This window comes from Nocardioides sp. R-C-SC26 (assembly GCF_021246465.1).
Classification (GTDB): Bacteria; Actinomycetota; Actinomycetes; order Propionibacteriales; family Nocardioidaceae; genus Nocardioides.
Genome location: NZ_JAHRHK010000013.1, coordinates 123,231 through 140,700, shown reverse-complemented (window position 1 = coordinate 140,700; position 17,470 = coordinate 123,231). Strand labels below are relative to the sequence as shown.

12 protein-coding genes are annotated in these 17,470 nt (G+C 70.7%); 6 read left to right on the top strand and 6 right to left on the bottom strand.

Annotation, left to right across the window (positions count from 1 at the left end; translation table 11 throughout):
* Positions 1-124: 124 nt before the first annotated feature.
* Positions 125-2,512: an HtaA domain-containing protein gene (locus KSO97_RS13095; RefSeq protein ID WP_232679572.1), complete on the top strand. Its 2,388-nt coding sequence runs from the start codon at positions 125-127 to the stop codon at positions 2,510-2,512.
* 195 nt (positions 2,513-2,707) lie between these two features.
* On the opposite strand, the gene KSO97_RS13090 is transcribed toward KSO97_RS13095, so the two are convergent.
* Complete coding sequence (locus KSO97_RS13090; protein WP_232679571.1) at positions 2,708-3,511, bottom strand: purine-nucleoside phosphorylase; 804 nt, start codon at positions 3,509-3,511, stop codon at positions 2,708-2,710.
* A gap of 175 nt (positions 3,512-3,686) precedes the next feature.
* On the opposite strand from KSO97_RS13090, the gene KSO97_RS13085 reads away from it, so the two are divergent.
* A complete protein-coding gene (locus KSO97_RS13085) occupies positions 3,687-4,631 on the top strand; it encodes a type IV toxin-antitoxin system AbiEi family antitoxin domain-containing protein (RefSeq protein WP_232679569.1) in 945 nt (314 codons plus the stop codon).
* 229 nt (positions 4,632-4,860) lie between these two features.
* Here the strand turns inward: KSO97_RS13085 and KSO97_RS13080 are convergent, their stop codons facing one another.
* A complete protein-coding gene (locus KSO97_RS13080) occupies positions 4,861-5,313 on the bottom strand; it encodes a gamma-glutamylcyclotransferase family protein (protein ID WP_232679567.1) in 453 nt (150 codons plus the stop codon).
* An 80-nt stretch (positions 5,314-5,393) separates the two neighbouring features.
* Between KSO97_RS13080 and lpdA the strand changes: the two genes are divergently transcribed.
* Both lpdA and KSO97_RS13070 read left to right on the top strand, forming a co-directional pair.
* Complete coding sequence (lpdA, locus tag KSO97_RS13075; protein WP_232679565.1) at positions 5,394-6,803, top strand: dihydrolipoyl dehydrogenase; 1,410 nt, start codon at positions 5,394-5,396, stop codon at positions 6,801-6,803.
* Positions 6,803-8,194: an NAD(P)H-quinone dehydrogenase gene (locus KSO97_RS13070; protein ID WP_232679563.1), complete on the top strand. Its 1,392-nt coding sequence runs from the start codon at positions 6,803-6,805 to the stop codon at positions 8,192-8,194. Before lpdA ends, KSO97_RS13070 begins: the two co-directional genes overlap by 1 nt.
* Positions 8,195-8,242: 48 nt before the next feature.
* On the opposite strand, the gene KSO97_RS13065 is transcribed toward KSO97_RS13070, so the two are convergent.
* On the bottom strand, positions 8,243-8,998 hold the full coding sequence (locus KSO97_RS13065) for a DUF305 domain-containing protein (protein WP_232679561.1): 756 nt from the start codon (positions 8,996-8,998) through the stop codon (positions 8,243-8,245).
* Between the two features lie 132 nt (positions 8,999-9,130).
* Between KSO97_RS13065 and KSO97_RS13060 the strand changes: the two genes are divergently transcribed.
* Positions 9,131-10,606 (top strand): LVIVD repeat-containing protein, encoded by a 1,476-nt coding sequence (locus tag KSO97_RS13060; protein WP_232679559.1) that lies wholly within the window; start codon positions 9,131-9,133, stop codon positions 10,604-10,606.
* Positions 10,607-10,616: 10 nt separating this feature from the next.
* Entirely contained in the window at positions 10,617-11,804 is a 1,188-nt protein-coding gene (locus tag KSO97_RS13055) for a SpoIID/LytB domain-containing protein (protein ID WP_232679557.1), read from the top strand.
* Positions 11,805-11,870: 66 nt separating this feature from the next.
* On the opposite strand, the gene KSO97_RS13050 is transcribed toward KSO97_RS13055, so the two are convergent.
* The 3 genes from KSO97_RS13050 to KSO97_RS13040 all read right to left on the bottom strand — a co-directional run bounded on the left by KSO97_RS13050 (position 11,871) and on the right by KSO97_RS13040 (position 17,375).
* Positions 11,871-15,281 (bottom strand): pyruvate carboxylase, encoded by a 3,411-nt coding sequence (locus tag KSO97_RS13050; protein WP_232679555.1) that lies wholly within the window; start codon positions 15,279-15,281, stop codon positions 11,871-11,873.
* 70 nt (positions 15,282-15,351) lie between these two features.
* Positions 15,352-16,890, bottom strand: coding sequence for a PH domain-containing protein (locus KSO97_RS13045; protein WP_232679553.1), 1,539 nt, complete (start codon positions 16,888-16,890; stop codon positions 15,352-15,354).
* Entirely contained in the window at positions 16,887-17,375 is a 489-nt protein-coding gene (locus tag KSO97_RS13040) for a PH domain-containing protein (protein ID WP_232679551.1), read from the bottom strand. Before KSO97_RS13040 ends, KSO97_RS13045 begins: the two co-directional genes overlap by 4 nt.
* Positions 17,376-17,470: the final 95 nt, after the last annotated feature.

Genomic DNA, 17,470 nt, shown 5'->3' with positions numbered 1-17,470 from the left:
GATAAGGACTGCCTTACCTTCGTGACTCCCTTTCGGGATCGCACGTCACCTTCGCTCCGGTCGTTCGTTGGGCCAGCACGGGGGTCGACAGGGCGACCCCCCCCACCATCGAGGTTCCTCACTCATGCTTCGCACTCTCCGCCGTACGGCGGGCGCCGCCGTCGCCACCTCGCTGCTGGCCCCGGCACTGCCGCTGGCCGCCGCCGCGACGGTCGTCGCACTCGCGCCGGCCGCGCAGGCCGCCGACCCGGCGCCGTCGTTGACCTGGAAGATCTCCGACCGGTTCGACGACCACCTCTCCACCCACGTCCTCGCCGACGGCGCCACCGAGGCCTCCAACGGCGTGATCACCTTCCCCAACGGGGCCGGTACCTACGACGCGGCGACCAAGACCGCGACGATGGCCTACCAGGGCAAGGTGTCCGGCTCCTTCGTGATCCTCGGGGCCACGCAGTACACGGTGACCCTCGAGGACCCGATCGTGTCCGTCGACGCGACGGGCAAGGGGCAGATCACGGCCCTGGTGTCGGCCTCGAACGCCGGAGGCATGGGCAACCAGGCCGCCACGACGCAGCCCAAGCGCGTCGTCGCCACGACCTTCACCGCGACCCCCGTCACCACCGTGTCGGGCACGTCACTGCTCGCTGAGACCGCCACGCCCGACTGGGCGGGGGTGCTCCCGTCCACCGATGCCCGCGCCCGGGCGCTCGGCATCCCCGAGGGCCAGCCGATCGACGGCAAGTCCTGGCACCCCGACTTCCTCGGCCAGATCACCCCGGGCGTCCGCGCGCACTTCTACGCGAGCGGCTCGAGCTCGGACGAGGCCAAGAAGCCGTCGCCGTTCACTGCGCAGCTTCCGTCCTCGACGACGCCGACGACGCCGACCGACCCCAACGCACCGACGACCCCCGACCCGGCGGACACGCTGGCGTGGAAGGTCTCCACGGCGTTCGACACCACCACCGCGAACCACACGCTCGCCGACGGGGCCACCGAGGCCAACGACGGCGTCATCAGCTTCCCGCGCACCGGTGGCACCTACAACCCGCGCACCGGCGTCGCGACGGTGACCTACAAGGGGGCGGTGACGGCGGCGCGCACGCGCTCGACCAACCCGCTGCCGATCCCGTTGCCAGGCTTCCCGACCGAGACGGTCTACACCGTCAAGATCGCCAACCCGACGGTGATCGTCACCGCCGACGGCAAGGGCTCGATCACGGCCGACGTCTCGTCGTCCGCCAAGAGCGCTCCGCTCGGTGCCGCCAAGCGCGTCACGGTCACCACGTTCACTCCCGGGAACGACCCGTGGGTCGACACCAAGACGCTCGGCACCCTCAGCAAGACCCCGGCGTGGGACAACGTCCTCCCCCCGAGCACCGTGCAGTCCACGCAGCTCGGCATCCCGTCGGGCCAGCCGGTCAAGGGCCGTTCCTTCGCCCCGGAGTTCATCGGCCAGCTCGTCGCCGACGCCCGTCCGCAGTTCTACTCCACGGCGGAGGGCGACAGCGCTGCCAAGGCCCCGGCGCCGTTCAAGGCGGTCGCGCTGCGCGGCGTCGACGACCAGCCCACCGCCAAGCCCGTCGTGGGTGCTCGGATCACCTCCAAGAGCAAGGACGGCGTCACCTGGAAGGTCGCCGGAGTCGGCTTCACTCCGAAGGTGAACGCCTCCGACGACGGCGTCTTCGTGGGGCTGTTCAAGTCCGGCGGTCTGCCGGATGTCTCCAAGCAGGAGAACACCTCGCTGTTCGCGGCCGTCACCAGGGTCCCGGCCGCCTCGATCACCGACGGCTCGTTCGTCACCGATCTGGTGCTCGACGGCGACAAGGGTCGCGCGCTCGACCGGACGGTCGACTACGCGATCTACACCTGGCAGGCGCCGACGCACTCCAACACCACCCAGGACACCCAGACGCAGGTCACGGTGCCCTTCGCCACCCTGGACGACACGGGCAGCGAGCCCGGTGACGGTGACGTCGACTTCACGGCCACGGGTTCGATGAGCAAGGCCTACGGTGTCGCCGGCTCGATCGTCCTGCGAGTCAGCGGCCCGACGTCGGGTCGCGTCACGATGACCGGCCTGGGCGCCGCGCAGTCGGCCGCGATCTCCGGCGGTCGTGCGACGTTCACCGTGCCGGCGAAGCTGGCGGCCGGTCGCTACCGCGCGACGTTCGACTACGCGGGTGGCGGTGACTTCGCCGCGCACCGAGAGACGATGACCTACCTGGTCAGCAAGGCCGTCACGTCGCTGAGCTCGCGCTTCCTCAGTGTCAGGCAGGTCGAGGTGTCGCTCACCACCGCCAAGAACGCGGGCAAGCCGACCGGCAAGGTGACGATCAAGGCCAAGCGCAAGGGCGGCGGCGGCTCGTTCAGTCGCTCGGGCACCGTGAAGAACGGCAAGGTCGTCATCTCCATCCCGACACTGCGCTCGGGCACGTGGACCTACGTGATCCGGTACGCCGGCTCGAAGGTCTACGCCAAGACCTCCGTCTCGGGGAGCGTCAAGATCCTGTGATGCGGTGCGTGCGGGTTTCACCGGCCGACCGGTGAAACCCGCACCGCCGCTCTGCCGGTTTCACCGGCCGGCAGGCAAAACCAGTACGGGACGGGCGAACCTTCGCCCGTCCCGTGCTGGTTTCGAATGTCCGGATCCGGATCCCACGTGGTCCGCCGGGTGCTGGCGGGGCTGTGGCAGTGGCGCCCGGCGCCGTCAGATCAGCGGCACGATCCGGCCGAGCAGGTCGCCCATCCGCGACGCCGCGGCGCGCCCGGCGTCCAGGACCTCCTGGTGGTCGAGCGGCTCGCCGCTGATACCGGCTGCCAGGTTGGTCACGAGGCTGATGCCGAGCACCTCCAGTCCCGCCTCTCGCGCCGCGATCGCCTCGAGCGTGGTGCTCATGCCCACCAGGTGGCCGCCGATCGCGCGGACCATCCCGATCTCGGCCGGTGTCTCGTAGTGGGGGCCGGGGAACTGCACGTAGACGCCCTCGTCGAGGGTCGGGTCGACCTCCCGGCACATCGCGCGCAGTCGCGGCGAGTAGAGGTCGGTCAGGTCGATGAACCGTGCGCCGCGGATCGGTGAACGACCGGTCAGGTTGATGTGATCGCTGATGAGCACGGGAGTGCCCGGCGACCAGGTGTCCTTCAGCCCACCGCAGCCGTTGGTCAGGACGACGGCGCGACAGCCGGCGGCGGACGCCGTCCGGACGCCGTGCACGACGGCGTCCACACCGCGGCCCTCGTAGTAGTGGGTTCGGCTCAAGAAGACGAGCAGGTTCTTCTCGCCGGCGCGGATGCTGCGGATCTTGCCGGAGTGACCTGCGACCGCCGCGGCCGAGAAGCCGGGCAGGTCGGTGGTGTCGATCTCGGCGGTCGCACGGCCGAGGGCATCTACGGCCGGTAGCCATCCGGAACCGAGAACTAGTGCGACGTCGTGTCGTTCCACGCCCGTCAACTCCGCGAGGCGGGCTGCGGCGTCGTCGGCCAACTGGTACGGGTCGGTGGTCTCGCTCACGTGGGTGAGACTAGTTCGTCGTGAGAGACACGGCGGCCCGCGTGGTGACTCCGCCCGACCCAGGTGGTGAGCAGACAGTCCGCCAACTGCCGACATGGGCCGCTGTAGGGCGTTCGTCCACAGCCAACACCCGGCGCCGACGAAGCGCCGTCGGGTTCGCGCGAGAACTGAGGTCATGCCCCTGAACTCGACGCCCCGCGTGAGCCAGCTTCCCGACGTCGTCTTGGCGCGTGATCTGAAGCGACTCGGCCACGACGACCGCAGTATCGCCAGGCTCCTGCGCGGCGGCTCCCTGCGTCGCGTGCGTCACGGTGCCTACGTCGAGGACATCGCCACCTGGGATGCGATGTCGCCGCACGAGCGCCACCGCGTTCGGGCCCGTGCGGTGCTGCGCCAAGCGCGCACCGACGTCGTGCTGTCGCACGCGAGCGCTCTGTTGGAGTACGGCGCGCCCACGTGGGGCGTGCCGTTGGACTACGTCGATCTGACTCGCACTGATGGTCGATCCGGGCGCAAGGAGGCGGGCGTTCGGCAGCATCGCGGCGCAATCACGCCGTCCGAGATCGTGCTGCGGTCGGGAGTGCCGGTGACCGCGGCCACCAGGCTGGCGGTAGAGGTGATGTGCTGTCTCCAGGCCGAGGCGGCCCTCGTCGCGGTGAATCATCTCCTCGGTACTGGCGAGGCCGATCTCGACGTCATCCGCCGTCTCGCCGCCGAGCGCTCCTCGTGGCCCGGCTCGCTGAGCTCGCACGTCGTCCTTCGCCTGGCTGACGGAGCAGTCGAGTCCGTGGGTGAGAGTCGCACGGTCTTCGCTTGCTATCGAGCCGGCATCCCGTCGCCGGTCCGCCAGTACGTCGTCTACGAGAGCGACGGCACTGTGGTGGCAAGACTCGACTTCGCCTGGCCGGAGCGAGGGATCTGGCTGGAGTTCGACGGCCGGATCAAGTACGGCGCGGGCCATGCCGGCTCCTCGAGCGACGTCGTTTTTCAGGAGAAGCGGCGCGAGGATCGTGTGCGCCAGCTCACGGGGTGGAGATGTCTCCGGATTACGTGGGCCGACCTCGAACGCCCGGCGCGCTTCGTGGCCGAGTTGCGGGCCGCTCTCCAGATCGCCTCGTGAGGTTCCTGGCCGGGGGACGTCGGCGGCGTGGTCACCGGCAGTGGGGGTAGGCGCCGGAGTCTGACGGGCATGACTGTCACTGGGCGGGCATTCCTTTCCCCGTCCAGGGCAGGTTTTGCCTGCTGGCCGGGGAACCCGCACACGCACCCCCGCGGGTTTCCCCGGCTGACCGGGGAAACCCGCACTGGACGGGCAAACCCGCAGGCCGTCGACCCGCGACGAGCGAGGTCTACAGCCCGGTCGAGCGGCAAGGGCGACGACGGAGGGCGTCGACGTAGTCGGCGGGGGCGCCGGCGGCCTCGGCGGCGCCGGCCAGGACGCCGAGGGTGACCGCCGACGGCAGACCGCCCTCGTAGGCGTCCAGCACGTAGGTCCAGGTGACCTGCTCGCCGGCCATGGTCGAGACCCGCACCTTGGTCTTGCGGTAGAGGCCGGTGTCGGCCTGCTCCCACTGGTCGAGCACGTGCTCGTCCTCGCGGTTGACGTCGTAGATCGCGACGAAGACCTGCTCGAAGGGGTCCTGGACGATGGTGGCGAGGGCGCCGTCCCAGCCGTGCTCCTCGCCGCCGAACGTCAACCGCCAGCCGGTCAACCACCCCGTCGTCTGCAGCGGGGAGTGCGGGCAGCGGTCGCCCATCCGGCCCGGATCCAGGTTGCTCCCGTAGGCGGCGTACAGGGTCACGCGCAGCAGGGTAGTGCCCCGCGGGTCGAGCGGGATGCCCGTACTCGGTAGTACGCGCAGGCAGCACTACGCTGGAGAGCGTGAGCCACTTCGACGTGATCGTCCTCGGCGCGGGCCCTGGTGGCTATGTCGCCGCCATCCGTGCCAGCCAGCTCGGCAAGTCCGTGGCGGTGGTGGAGGAGAAGTACTGGGGCGGGGTGTGTCTCAACGTCGGCTGCATCCCCTCCAAGGCTCTGCTCAAGAACGCCGAGCTCGCCCACGTGCTGACGCACGAGAAGAAGAAGTTCGGCATCGAGGGCGACGCCACCATGTCGTTCGGGCCGACGCACGCGCGCAGCCGCCAGGTCAGTGCGGGCATCGTCAAGGGCGTCCACTTCCTGATGAAGAAGAACAAGATCACCGAGATCGACGGCTGGGGCACGCTCACCGGAGGGGCGGGCGGCAAGCAGGGCATCGACGTCAAGGGTGCCGACGGGTCGACGACGTCCTACACCTGCGACGACCTGATCATCGCCACCGGCGCCACCGTGCGACTCGTGCCCGGCGTCAGCATCAGTGAGAACGTGGTGACCTACGAGGAGCAGATCCTCGAGGAGAACCTGCCGAACTCGATCATCATCGGGGGCTCGGGCGCGATCGGCGTCGAGTTCGCCTACGTGATGAAGAACTTCGGCGTCGACGTGACGATCGTCGAGTTCGCCGACCGGATGGTGCCCACCGAGGACGCCGACGTGTCCAAGGAGCTCGCCAAGCACTACAAGAAGCTCGGCGTGAAGGTGCTGCTCTCCACGGCCGTCAAGAACGTCGAGGACACCGGCTCGGGCGTCCGTGTCACCGTCGAGCCCGCAGGCGGGGGCGAGAGCACGGTGCTCGAGGCCGACAAGATGCTCGCCGCGTTCGGATTCGCGCCGCGGGTCGAGGGCTACGGCCTCGACGCTGCCGGGGTCTCCCTGACCGAGCGCGGTGCGATCGACGTCGACGCACGTGGGCGCACCAACGTCGAGCACGTCTACGCGATCGGCGACGTCACCGGCAAGTTCATGCTCGCCCACGTCGCCGAGGCGATGGGCATCGTGGCGGCTGAGACGATCGCGGGTGCGGAGACGATGGAGATCGACTTCGTGATGATCCCGCGCGCGACCTACTGCCAGCCGCAGATCGGGTCCTTCGGGCTCACCGAGGCCCAGGCCGAGGAGCAGGGCTACGACGTCAAGACCGCGACCTTCCCGTTCTCGGCCAACGGCAAGGCGCAGGGGCTCGGCGACGCCGTCGGGTTCGTCAAGATCGTCGCCGACGCCGAGCACAACGAGTTCCTCGGGGCACACATGATCGGACCGGACGTCACCGAGCAGCTCCCCGTGCTGACGCTGGCCCAGCAGTGGGACCTGACCGCCGACGAGGTCTCGCGCAACGTCTTCGCCCATCCGACGCTGTCGGAGGCCGTCAAGGAGGCCGTCCACGGCATCGCCGGCCACATGATCAACTTCTGATGACCGGCACGCTGGCCGGCGAGGTCGTCATCCTCGGGGGCGGGCCTGGGGGATACGAGGCGGCCCTCGTGGCCGCCCAGCTCGGCGCCCACGTCACCGTCGTCGACTCCGACGGCCTCGGTGGGTCCGCGGTGCTCACCGACTGTGTGCCCAGCAAGACCCTGATCGCCACCGCCGAGGTGATGACCGAGGTCGGCGCGGCCGCCGAGCTCGGCGTCCAGTTCCACGACAGTGACGGCGGCGCGGCGACGGGTCTGCGGGTCGACCTGGCCCGGGTGAACGCCCGCGTCAAGCAGCTCGCCGCCGACCAGTCGGCCGACATCGCCCGTCGGCTCGCCAAGGAGGGCGTCGATGTCGTGCAGGGGCGCGGTCGCCTCGACGGGCCCTCACGCGTCGTGGTCGGAGACCGGACCCTCGACGCCGACGCGATCCTGATCGCGACGGGCGCCGCACCCCGCACGCTGCCCACGGCGCAGCCCGACGGGGAGCGGATCCTGACCTGGGAGCAGGTCTACGACCTCACCGAGGTACCGACCGAGCTGATCGTGGTCGGCTCGGGCGTCACCGGCGCCGAGTTCGCCAGCGCCTACCTTGCGCTCGGCATCCCCGTCACCCTGGTCTCCTCGCGCGACCGCGTGCTTCCGGGCGAGGACGCCGATGCCTCACTGGTGCTGGAGGAGGTCTCCAAGCGTCGCGGCATGACCGTCCTCTCACGCTCGCGGATGGAGTCGGTGACTCGCGACGGCGACGTCGTCACCGTGGCCCTGACCGATGGCCGCACGGTGCAGGGCTCGCACTGCATCCTTGCCCTCGGCTCGGTGCCCAACACCACCGAGATCGGCCTGGAGGAGGCCGGCGTGATCCTCAAGGACGGCGGCTTCGTCAACGTCGACCGCGTCTCGCGCACCTCCGCCCGGGGCGTCTACTCCGCCGGCGACTGCACCGGCGTGCTGATGCTCGCGAGCGTCGCGGCGATGCAGGGCCGGATCGCAATGTGGCACTTCCTCGGCGACACCGTCCACCCGCTCGATCTGCGCAAGGTCTCCTCCAACGTGTTCACCGCACCGGAGATCGCCACGGTCGGGTGGTCGCAGCAGGCCGTCGACGCCGGCGAGATCCACGTCGAGTCGGTGACGCTGCCGTTCGCCGGCAACCCACGCGCGAAGATGCAGGGGATCCGTGACGGGTTCGTCAAGCTCTTCTGCCGTCCCGGCACCGGGATCGTCGTCGGCGGTGTGGTCGTGGGACCGCGAGCCAGCGAGCTGATCCACCCGATCTCGCTCGCTGTCGCGGAGTCGTTGACCGCCGACCAGCTCGCTCAGGCGTTCACCGTCTACCCGTCCAACAGCGGGTCGATCGCCGAGGCCGCGCGCCGCCTGCACCGGTTCTGAGGAGACACCAGGCTCCCGGGCGCATCGCCCGGTCGCGTGCGTCGAGTCTCAGCCGATCGCGCGCAGCACGGCGTCCATCCGCGCGATCTCGGCGCTCTGTCCGGCGATGATGTCGGTGGCCAGCTCCTTGACGCGCTGATTGCGACCCTCGCCGATCACCTCGCGCGCCATCGTGAGTGCCCCGCGATGGTGGGCGATCATGCCGCGCAGGAAGAGCTCGTCGAAGCGGGCGCCGCGAGCGGCAGCGAGGGCGTCGAGCTGGGCCTCGGTCAGCATGCCGGCCATCGCGGAGTGATCGGCGTCGTGGCCGTCGTGCCCGAGGGGGGTTCCGGCGTCGGCCAGCCACGACTCCATCAGTGAGATCTCCGGCGCCTGGGTGACGGCGATCCGCTCGGCGAGGGCACGCACGCTGCGGCTGCGTGCGTGCAGGGCGGCCAGATCGGTGAGCACGAGCGCCTGCTGGTGGTGCGGCACCATCTGCTGCAGGAATGCGATGTCGCCCGGGTTCAGGCTCGGGAACGGCTCCGGAGCCGCGGTAGCGGTGCGGACGGGGTCACCGGGGCCCCCGGGCTGCAGCTCGACCGTGCCGTCGTCGCGCAGGGCGCCCGGGTACGGATCGGACGCCGATCTCTGCTCGCCGTGCTCGCCGTGCTCGCTGTGCGCGGCGACGGGCGGTGCGGCGGATCCGGCTCGATCGCCGGCACAGCCGGACAGCGCGGCCAGTACGAGGCACGTCGCGAGTGCGGTCGCACCGCCGCGGCGCATCGACCGTGGACGGGCGGGAGGGGGAGGGTCGGACTGCACGGACCCAGGACATCACGCTCCGCTCCCGTGTGGCAGCGATACTCGTCCTTGCGGTGTGAACAACCTCATCCATAACCCATCGCCGGATGTGGGGTTAGACCCGTGCCGACTCCCTGCTCGAAAGGCCGTCCGATGACCTCTGCAGCACCCCGACCCGCTCGGCCGCGCACGCTCATGACCGTCGTCGGCTCTGCTGTGGTGGCCCTCGCTCTGGCCGCCGGCCTGGGCGTCGCCGCGCTGCCGTCGGCGACGGGGGAGTCCACGGGCACTCCGGACACCGGCGCGCGCGTCGCGAGCGAGCAGGTGGCCGCCGAGAGCGGTGTCCGCAGCAGCCGGATGAGCCTGATCGCCCGCTCGCCCCTCTCGGGATCCTTCCGGGCCGGCGACGCGTACGGCACCGACCTCGCCTTCAAGGGCAAGTACGCCTTCGTCGGCAACTACTACGGATTCAGCGTCTACGACATCGCCCGGCCGTCGCGCCCGCGCCAGGTGGCTCAGGTGCTGTGCCCGGGCGCCCAGAACGACGTGTCGGTCTACGGCGACATCCTGGTGCTGAGCGTCGATGCGAGCCGCAGCGACGACTCGTGCTCGAGCAAGGACATGAGCGAGACGAAGAAGAAGGCCTGGGAGGGCATCCGGGTCTTCGACATCTCCCGGCCGGCCAGACCGCGGTACGTCGCTGCCGTGGAGACCGCGTGCGGCTCGCACACCCACACGCTGGCGCCGTCGAAGAACGGCAAGGACCTCTACGTCTACGTCTCCTCCTACTCTCCGAGCGAGGACTTCCCCGACTGCAAGCCGCCCCACGACATCATCAGCGTCGTCAAGATCCCCGTGGCCAAGCCGTCGGCGGCTCGCCTCGCCGCAACGCCGGTGCTCTTCCCCGACGGCGGTAACCCCGGAACCGGGCTGCCCACGCTCGGCATCGGTCCCAGCGAGACCAGCGGCTGCCACGACGTGACCGCCTATCCGTCCAAGGATCTCGCGGCCGGTGCCTGCATGGGCGACGGCATCCTGCTCGACATCTCCAACCGTGTCCGTCCGAAGGTGATCGACCGCGTCACCGACGACACGAACTTCTCCTTCTGGCACTCCGCGACGTTCAACAACGCCGGCACCAAGGTGATCTTCACCGACGAGCTCGGCGGCGGCTCCCTGCCGACCTGCACGCCGCTGCTGGGCTCCACCCGGGGCGCCAACGGCATCTACGACATCCAGGGCCGCTCGCTGGTCTTCAAGAGCTACTACAAGCTGCCGCGCAGTCAGGCGCTCACCGAGAACTGCGTGGCGCACAACGGCTCGCTGATCCCGGTCAAGGGGCGCGACATCATGGTGCAGGCCTGGTACCAGGGCGGCACGTCGATCTTCGACTTCACCGACTCCTCGAACCCCGTCGAGCTGGCCTACTTCGACCGTGAGGCGATCTCGAAGACGAATCTGGTACTGGGGGGCTCGTGGTCCTCCTACTGGTACAACGGCTTCGTCTTCTCCAGCGACATCACCCGCGGTCTCGAGGTCTTCCGCGTCAACACGGCTTGGGCCAAACAGGCCGCCCGGGTGAAGATGGGCACCTTCAACGCTCAGTCGCAACCCTCGTACAACGGATAGCGAGTCCTTCATGCGGCCTTCTCGGGTCACCGCGGTCATCCTCAGCCTCACGACGTCGGCTGCGGCCCTCGTCGGGTTCACCTCGTCCCCGACGGCCTCCGCGGCCTCCGCGGCAGCGGGCGGAGGAGGGATATCGCTGGTCGGCAACGGATATGGCCACGGCCGCGGGCTCTCCCAGTGGGGCGCCCACGGCGCAGCATCCCAGGGGGCGAGCTACGAGCAGATCCTGCGGTTCTACTACCCCGGCCTCAAGGTGGGCCGCCAGCGCGGCACGGTGTCGGTGCTGATCAGCGCCGACACCAGCGACGACGTGATGGTCGCGGCGCGCACCGGGCTGCAGGTCACGAGCCTGGGCTCAGGCCGCACCTATCGACTCAACCGTTCCGCGGCCCGGTGGTGGAGGATCACCGCGGCACAGGGCGGCAAGCGCAGCGCGATCGCGTGGAAGCCCTCGCGAGGCGGCTGGCGCACGGCCCGCACCGTGCCGGGCGAGGCGCAGTTCGAGGCCGGCGGTGCCCCGATCATGCTCCGGACCCCGGCGGGGAACCGCTCCTACCGCGGAATCCTCCGCTCGGCGTCGCCCGGGCCGGGATCGGGGCAGCGCGACACGGTCAACGTGGTGCGCCTCGACGACTACCTCAAGGGCGTCGTGCCACGTGAGGTGCCGGCGCTGTGGCCCACCGAGGCCGTCCGTGCGCAGGCGGTCGCGGCCCGCACCTACGCCGCCTTCGAACGTCGCCAGCCGCTGGCTCGGCACTACCAGATCTGCGACACCGCGCAGTGCCAGGTGTACGGCGGCTACTCCGATGAGTTCCCGGCATCCAACCGTGCGATCCAGGCGACGGCGGGCCAGGTACTCCTCGACGGCGGCAAGCCCGCTTTCACGCAGTTCTCCGCGAGCAACGGCGGGTACACCCTGGGCGGCACCGTGTCCTACCTGCCGGCCAAGGAGGACCCCTTCGACACCGCCTACCGCGGGTGGCGAGCCACCGTCACGGGCACCGCGATCGCGCAGGCGCTGCCCGCCATCGGCACCTTCCAACGTGCCGAGGTGATCGAGCGCGACGGTAACGGTGCCTTCGGCGGCCGGGTCGTACGCATCCGCATCGTCGGTTCGAAGACCTCGACCGTGATCAGCGGCGACAGCTTCCGCTCCTGGTTCGGGCTCCGCTCGACGATGTTCCGGATCACGGGCTGAGTCCACTGATCGGCGCGTCGCCGGCGGGCATCGGTGGGGTCGGCCGTGGCCGCACGCCGACGCCGGTCAGGCGAGCACCGCGATCAGGTCGCCACCTTCGACGGCCTGGGTGCCGGTGACGGCGACCCGCTCGACACGCCCCGCGACGGGAGCGGTGACCGATGCCTCCATCTTCATCGCCTCGATGGTGGCGACGGTCTGGCCGGCTTCGACGACGTCGCCCTCCGCGACGTTCAGCGTGATGACGCCCTGGTACGGCGCGGCGACGTGCCGCGGGTTGCCCGGCTCGGCCTTCTCCGCGGCGGCGACGTCGGCGGCGATCGTCCTGTCACGGACACTGACGGGGCGCAGCTGACCGTTGATCGTGGTCATTACCGTCCGATAGCCACGCTCGTCCGGCTCGCTGATGGCTTGGAGGCCGATCAACAGGGTCTTGCCGGGGTCGATCTCGACGGCGTGCTCCTCCCCGTACTGCAGGCCATAGAGGTAGTCCAACGTCGGCAGCACGGAGACGTCACCGTAGGTCTGCCGCAGTTCGTCGAAGGCACGTGTGGGCCCGGGGAACAGCAGGTGGTTCAGGGTGCGTCGTCGGCTCGGTGAGCTCGTGGTGACCTGGGCTTGGAGCGCCTCGGACTGCCCGGGGTCGAGCGCGACGGCGGGCGGGGTCCAGGAGCGACCCTCCAGGGCGCGGGTGCGGAACGGCTCCGGCCAACCGCCAGGTGGGTCGCCCAGTTCGCCGCTCAGGAACCCGATGACGGAGTCGGGGATGTCGAAGCGAGCAGGATCGGCGGCGAACTCGGCCGGGTCGATGTGCTGTCCGACCAGGGCGAGGGCCAGGTCTCCCACGACCTTCGAGGACGGCGTCACCTTGACGACGTTGCCGAGGATGTCGTTGGCGGCAGCGTAGGTGTCCTCGATCTGCTCGAAGGCGTCGCCGAGCCCGAGCGCGATGGCCTGCTGGCGCAGGTTCGAGAGCTGCCCACCGGGGATCTCGTGGCGGTAGACGCGACCGGTGGGGGCCGGCAGGCCCGACTCGAACGGCGCGTACACGCGGCGGGTGGCCTCCCAGTAGGGCTCGAGCGCGTTGACGGCGGCCAGGTCGAGCCCGGTCTCGCGCCCGGAGTGGTCGGTGGCGGCGACGAGCGCGGACAGCGGTGGTTGCGAGGTGGTGCCGGCCATCGCCGCCGAAGCGGCGTCGACGGCATCGACTCCGGCGTCGATCGCGGCGAGGAGGGTGGCGAGCTGACCGCCGGTCGTGTCGTGGGTGTGCAGGTGCACCGGCAGGTCGAAGCGCTCCCGCAGCGCGCCGACCAGGGTGCGGGCGGCGGGTGCGCGGAGCAGGCCGGCCATGTCCTTGATCGCGAGCACGTGAGCGCCCGCCTCGACGATCCGCTCGGCGAGCCGGAGGTAGTAGTCGAGGGTGTAGAGCTTCTCGTCGGGGGAGGAGAGGTCGCCGGTGTAGCAGAGCGCCACCTCCGCCACCGTGGTGCCGGTCTCGCGCACCGCCTCGATGGCCGGGCGCATCTGCTCGACGTCGTTGAGGGCGTCGAAGATCCGGAAGACGTCGAGCCCGGTGGCGGCCGCCTCCCGGACGAACGCCGTGGTCACCTCGGTCGGGTACGGCGTGTAGCCGACCGTGTTGCGCCCGCGCAGCAGCATCTGCAGGCACACGTTGGGCACGGCCTGCCGCAGCGCGGCGAGTCGGTCCCAGGGATCCTCGCCGAGGAAGCGGAGCGCGACGTCGTAGGTCGCTCCTCCCCAGCACTCCAGCGACCACAGCTGCGGCGTCGTCCGGGAGACGTGGCCGGCGACGGCCAGCAGGTCTCGGGTACGCACCCGGGTGGCGAGAAGCGACTGGTGAGCGTCGCGGAACGTGGTGTCGGTGACCGCGACCTGGTTCTGGGCGCGCAACCGCCGAGCGAACTCGTCGGGACCCAGCGCGAGCAGGAGTTGCCGGGTGCCTTCGGGAGCGGGCACGTCGAGGTCGACGTCGGGCAACTTGGTCGCCGGGTCCAGGCTCGCCGGCGCGGGTCCGTGGGGTTGGTTCACAGTGACGTCCGCGAGATAGCTGAGCAGCTTGGTGCCACGGTCGCCGGAGCCGCGCGCGGCCAAGAGCTGCGGGTGGGTCTCGATGAACGACGTCGTGACGCGCCCCGCGGAGAAGTCGGGATCGTCGAGGACGGCCTGCAGGAACGGGATGTTGGTGGAGACGCCGCGGATGCGGAACTCCGCGACGGCGCGGCGCGCCTTCTCCACCGCGGCCTCGAAGGTGCGACCTCGGCAGGTCAGTTTCGCGAGCATCGAGTCGAAGTGCGCCGAGACCTCCGCCCCGGTGTAGACGGTGCCTCCGTCCAGTCGTACGCCGCCGCCGCCGGGTGATCGGTAGGTGGTGATCACGCCGGTGTCGGGGCGGAAGTTGTTGGCCGGGTCCTCGGTGGTGATGCGGCACTGGAGCGCAGCACCGCGCAGCCGCACGGTCTCCTGGGCGAGACCGAGGTCCGCGAGGGTCTCACCGGCGGCGATCCGCAGCTGGGAGGTCACCAGGTCGACGTCGGTGACCTCCTCGGTCACGGTGTGCTCGACCTGGATGCGGGGGTTCATCTCGATGAAGACGTAGTCGCCGGCCGGGTCGAGCAGGAACTCCACGGTGCCGGCGTTGCGGTAGCCGATCTCCCGGGCGAAGCGGACGGCGTCGGCGCACATGCGATCGCGGAGCTCGGGGTCGAGGTTCGGCGCGGGCGCGATCTCGACGACCTTCTGGTGGCGCCGCTGGACCGAGCAGTCGCGTTCGAAGAGGTGGATCACGTCCCCTGCGGCATCGGCGAGGATCTGCACCTCGATGTGGCGCGGCTCGACCACGGCCTGCTCCACGAACACCGTCGGGTCGCCGAAGGCGCCCTCGGCCTCGCGCATGCAGGTCTCGATCGCCTCCCGCAGCAGAGCCCCGTCGACTCCGGGGTCATCGACACGCCGCATGCCGCGGCCGCCGCCACCGGCCACGGCCTTGACGAACAGCGGCGCCGGGATCTGCTCGGCGGCGGCCACCAGTTCCTCGACGTCGGTCGAGGGCGGCACCGAGGCCAGAGTCGGGACGCCTGCGGCCTTGGCGGCCGCGATGGCACGCGCCTTGTTGCCCGTCAGCTCCAGCACCTGAGAGGTCGGACCCACGAAGGTGATGCCGGCGTTGGCGCAGGCCTCGGCCAACGCGGGGTTCTCCGAGAGGAATCCGTACCCGGGGTAGACGGCGTCGGCGCCGGCACGCCGGGCGACCTCGACGATCGCGTCGGGGTCGAGATAGGCCCGCACCGGGTGGCCGCGCTCACCGATCTCATAAGCCTCATCGGCCTTCAGTCGGTGCTCGGACCACCGATCCTCATACGGGAACACCGCGACGGTGCGGGCTCCCACCTCGAAAGCCGCCCGGAACGCGCGGATGGCGATCTCGCCGCGGTTGGCCACGAGCACCTTGGAGAACATGTCACCCAACCTAGGGCCGTGCCGGGCCCTGGGGTCACGCCCGCCGGGTTGCGATCGGCGAACGGTGCGATCACGCGGTGAACGCGTCGAGGAGTCCGGGGGTCGTCTCGTCGGCCAGGGCGAGCGCCGCTGCCCGCGGTACGTCGAGCGCCACGACCCGGCCGTTGCCGCCGGCGGTGGTGGCGCAGAGTGTGACGAGGCCGGCTCGACGCTGGAAGTAGGTGCTGCGCATCGTCCACCCGATCACGTGCCGGTCGCGCAGCACCTCCCGCCGTCGGGTCAGGCTTCCCGAGCGCACCACGAGGCGTCCCCCGATCGATGCGCTGCCCAGCCCACGGGCCCGGTCGAAGGCGAGGGCCGCGGCGATCGCCACCGCGGGCACGCCCAGAGCAGCCGTCCACCACCATGCGGGGGAGCCGGCTACGGCGACGTCGCTCGCAGCGAGGGCGACCAGCGCCGCGCCCAGGATGACCGCTGTGATCCCGAGAGCCCGGATCCAGCGACGTCGTTCAGCGGCGGCGCCGTGCCGACGCAGGGGGGCGTCCACCGGCGCGGAGTCTCCGGCGACCCGTCGTGCTGCGTGCTCGACGTCGGTCGCGGGCGCGGCGGGCACCAGCGTGGCGCTGCTGCTGTCGCTGCGATCGACCCCGGTGACGATCGCCCGCAGCGAACGACCGCCGGCCACGCGCAGCGCCCACGACTCGCCGAGGGAAATCCCCGCGACGCGCTCGCCGTCCACCGTGGTCTCCCGGGTGGTCAGCAGGCCTCGGCGGACACGCCACGAATCGGGCTCGCGAGTCAGCAGGAAGTTGCCGTTGGTGACCAGGTAGCCGAGCACCGAGGCGACCAGCAGGACCACCGCTCCACCGAGGGCCAGCAACGTGATCAGCAACGACGGGGAGAGTGTCAGGCTGACGTCGGTCCGCTCGACGTCGTCGTAGAGGTTCAACATCTCGGCGAGCTGCGCCAGGCCCCCCACCAGCGCAGCGGCGACCACGACGCCTGCCGCGGTGAAGGGCGCGAAGCGCAGCCACGCGGGGCTGAAGGCGGCCACCACGTCCGGTGCGGCCGGCCGAGCCGCGGTCGGCAGGACGCCGTCGAGGTCCGGAGCCGGCGTCGCGAGCGGCCTCCCGGGCGTCCGAAGAAGTTGCTCACGCAGTGCGCGAGCTCCCACGGCGTCCAGCGCATCGAGCTCGAGCTCGTCGTCGTCGCCGCTCTGGGCCAGCCCGGTACCGATGCGGACCGCCGTCAGGCGCAGGATCCGGTGCACGGGGCTGGCGGTGAGGTCGACAGCACGGATCCGGTCGCGGGGGATCGACACGGTGCGTCGCTCGAGCAACCCGCGCTTGAGCTCGACCGTCGCGGCGTCGATGCGGTAGCTCGTGGTCAGGTACCGCACGACGCCGAGCACGATCGGGATGGCGACGCCACCGACCTGCCACCAGGTGCCCGACGCGGTCCCTGCCACGACCAGGCCGATCAGCAGGGGGAGGAACTTGCCGAGCTCGCGTACCGGGTGCACCAGCAGCATCCGCCGGTCCAGGCGCTCCCACGCGCCACCGCCCCGGCCGGCTCCGGGGGCGCCCGGTGCGATCTGGGGCTGCGTCACGTCGCGTCGCCGCCCTCCGCCTCGGCGCGCCGGGTCAGGCGCTCGACCAGCTCACGCGCGAGTCGGCGGTCGAGCCCGGCGATGGTCAGGGCACCCGCCGCCGACGCCGTCGTCACGGTCACGGTCGCGAGACCGAAGAGCCGCGCGAGGAGTCCCTCGGTCAGGTCGACGGTCTGCACGCGACTCATCGGTGCGATGCGCTGCTCGATCGCCCACCACCCGCTCTGGGTGTAGACGGCGGTGTCGGTGGTCTCCCAGCGGTGCACGCGGTAGCGCCACTCCGGCAGCCCGATCGCCCAGGCGACGCCGAGGGGGATCGCCAGGGCGGGCGACCACGACGGCACGTCGTCCCACAGCCACGGCGCGAGGACCGCTGCGCCGATCACGATCGCGGCCTCGATGCCGGCCTCGGCTCGCCACATCCACCGCGCCCGAGGGCTGACCCGGTGCGCGGGCTCGCGCAGCCGCAACGGCTCGTCGTCCATGCTTCGAACCTAGCCATCGCCTCCCACCCCGATGCGTTGACCCGTCTTTCGATCAAGACGGGTCAACCTCGAACTGGGCGTTGACCCGTCTTTCG

Coding starts and splice junctions, on each gene's coding strand:
- KSO97_RS13095 (WP_232679572.1), top strand. CDS start 125: ATGCTTCGCACTCTCCGCCGTACGGCGGGCGCCGCCGTCGCCACCTCG.
- KSO97_RS13085 (WP_232679569.1), top strand. CDS start 3,687: ATGCCCCTGAACTCGACGCCCCGCGTGAGCCAGCTTCCCGACGTCGTC.
- KSO97_RS13070 (WP_232679563.1), top strand. CDS start 6,803: ATGACCGGCACGCTGGCCGGCGAGGTCGTCATCCTCGGGGGCGGGCCT.
- KSO97_RS13060 (WP_232679559.1), top strand. CDS start 9,131: ATGACCTCTGCAGCACCCCGACCCGCTCGGCCGCGCACGCTCATGACC.
- KSO97_RS13055 (WP_232679557.1), top strand. CDS start 10,617: ATGCGGCCTTCTCGGGTCACCGCGGTCATCCTCAGCCTCACGACGTCG.
- KSO97_RS13050 (WP_232679555.1), bottom strand. CDS start 15,281: ATGTTCTCCAAGGTGCTCGTGGCCAACCGCGGCGAGATCGCCATCCGC.
- KSO97_RS13040 (WP_232679551.1), bottom strand. CDS start 17,375: ATGGACGACGAGCCGTTGCGGCTGCGCGAGCCCGCGCACCGGGTCAGC.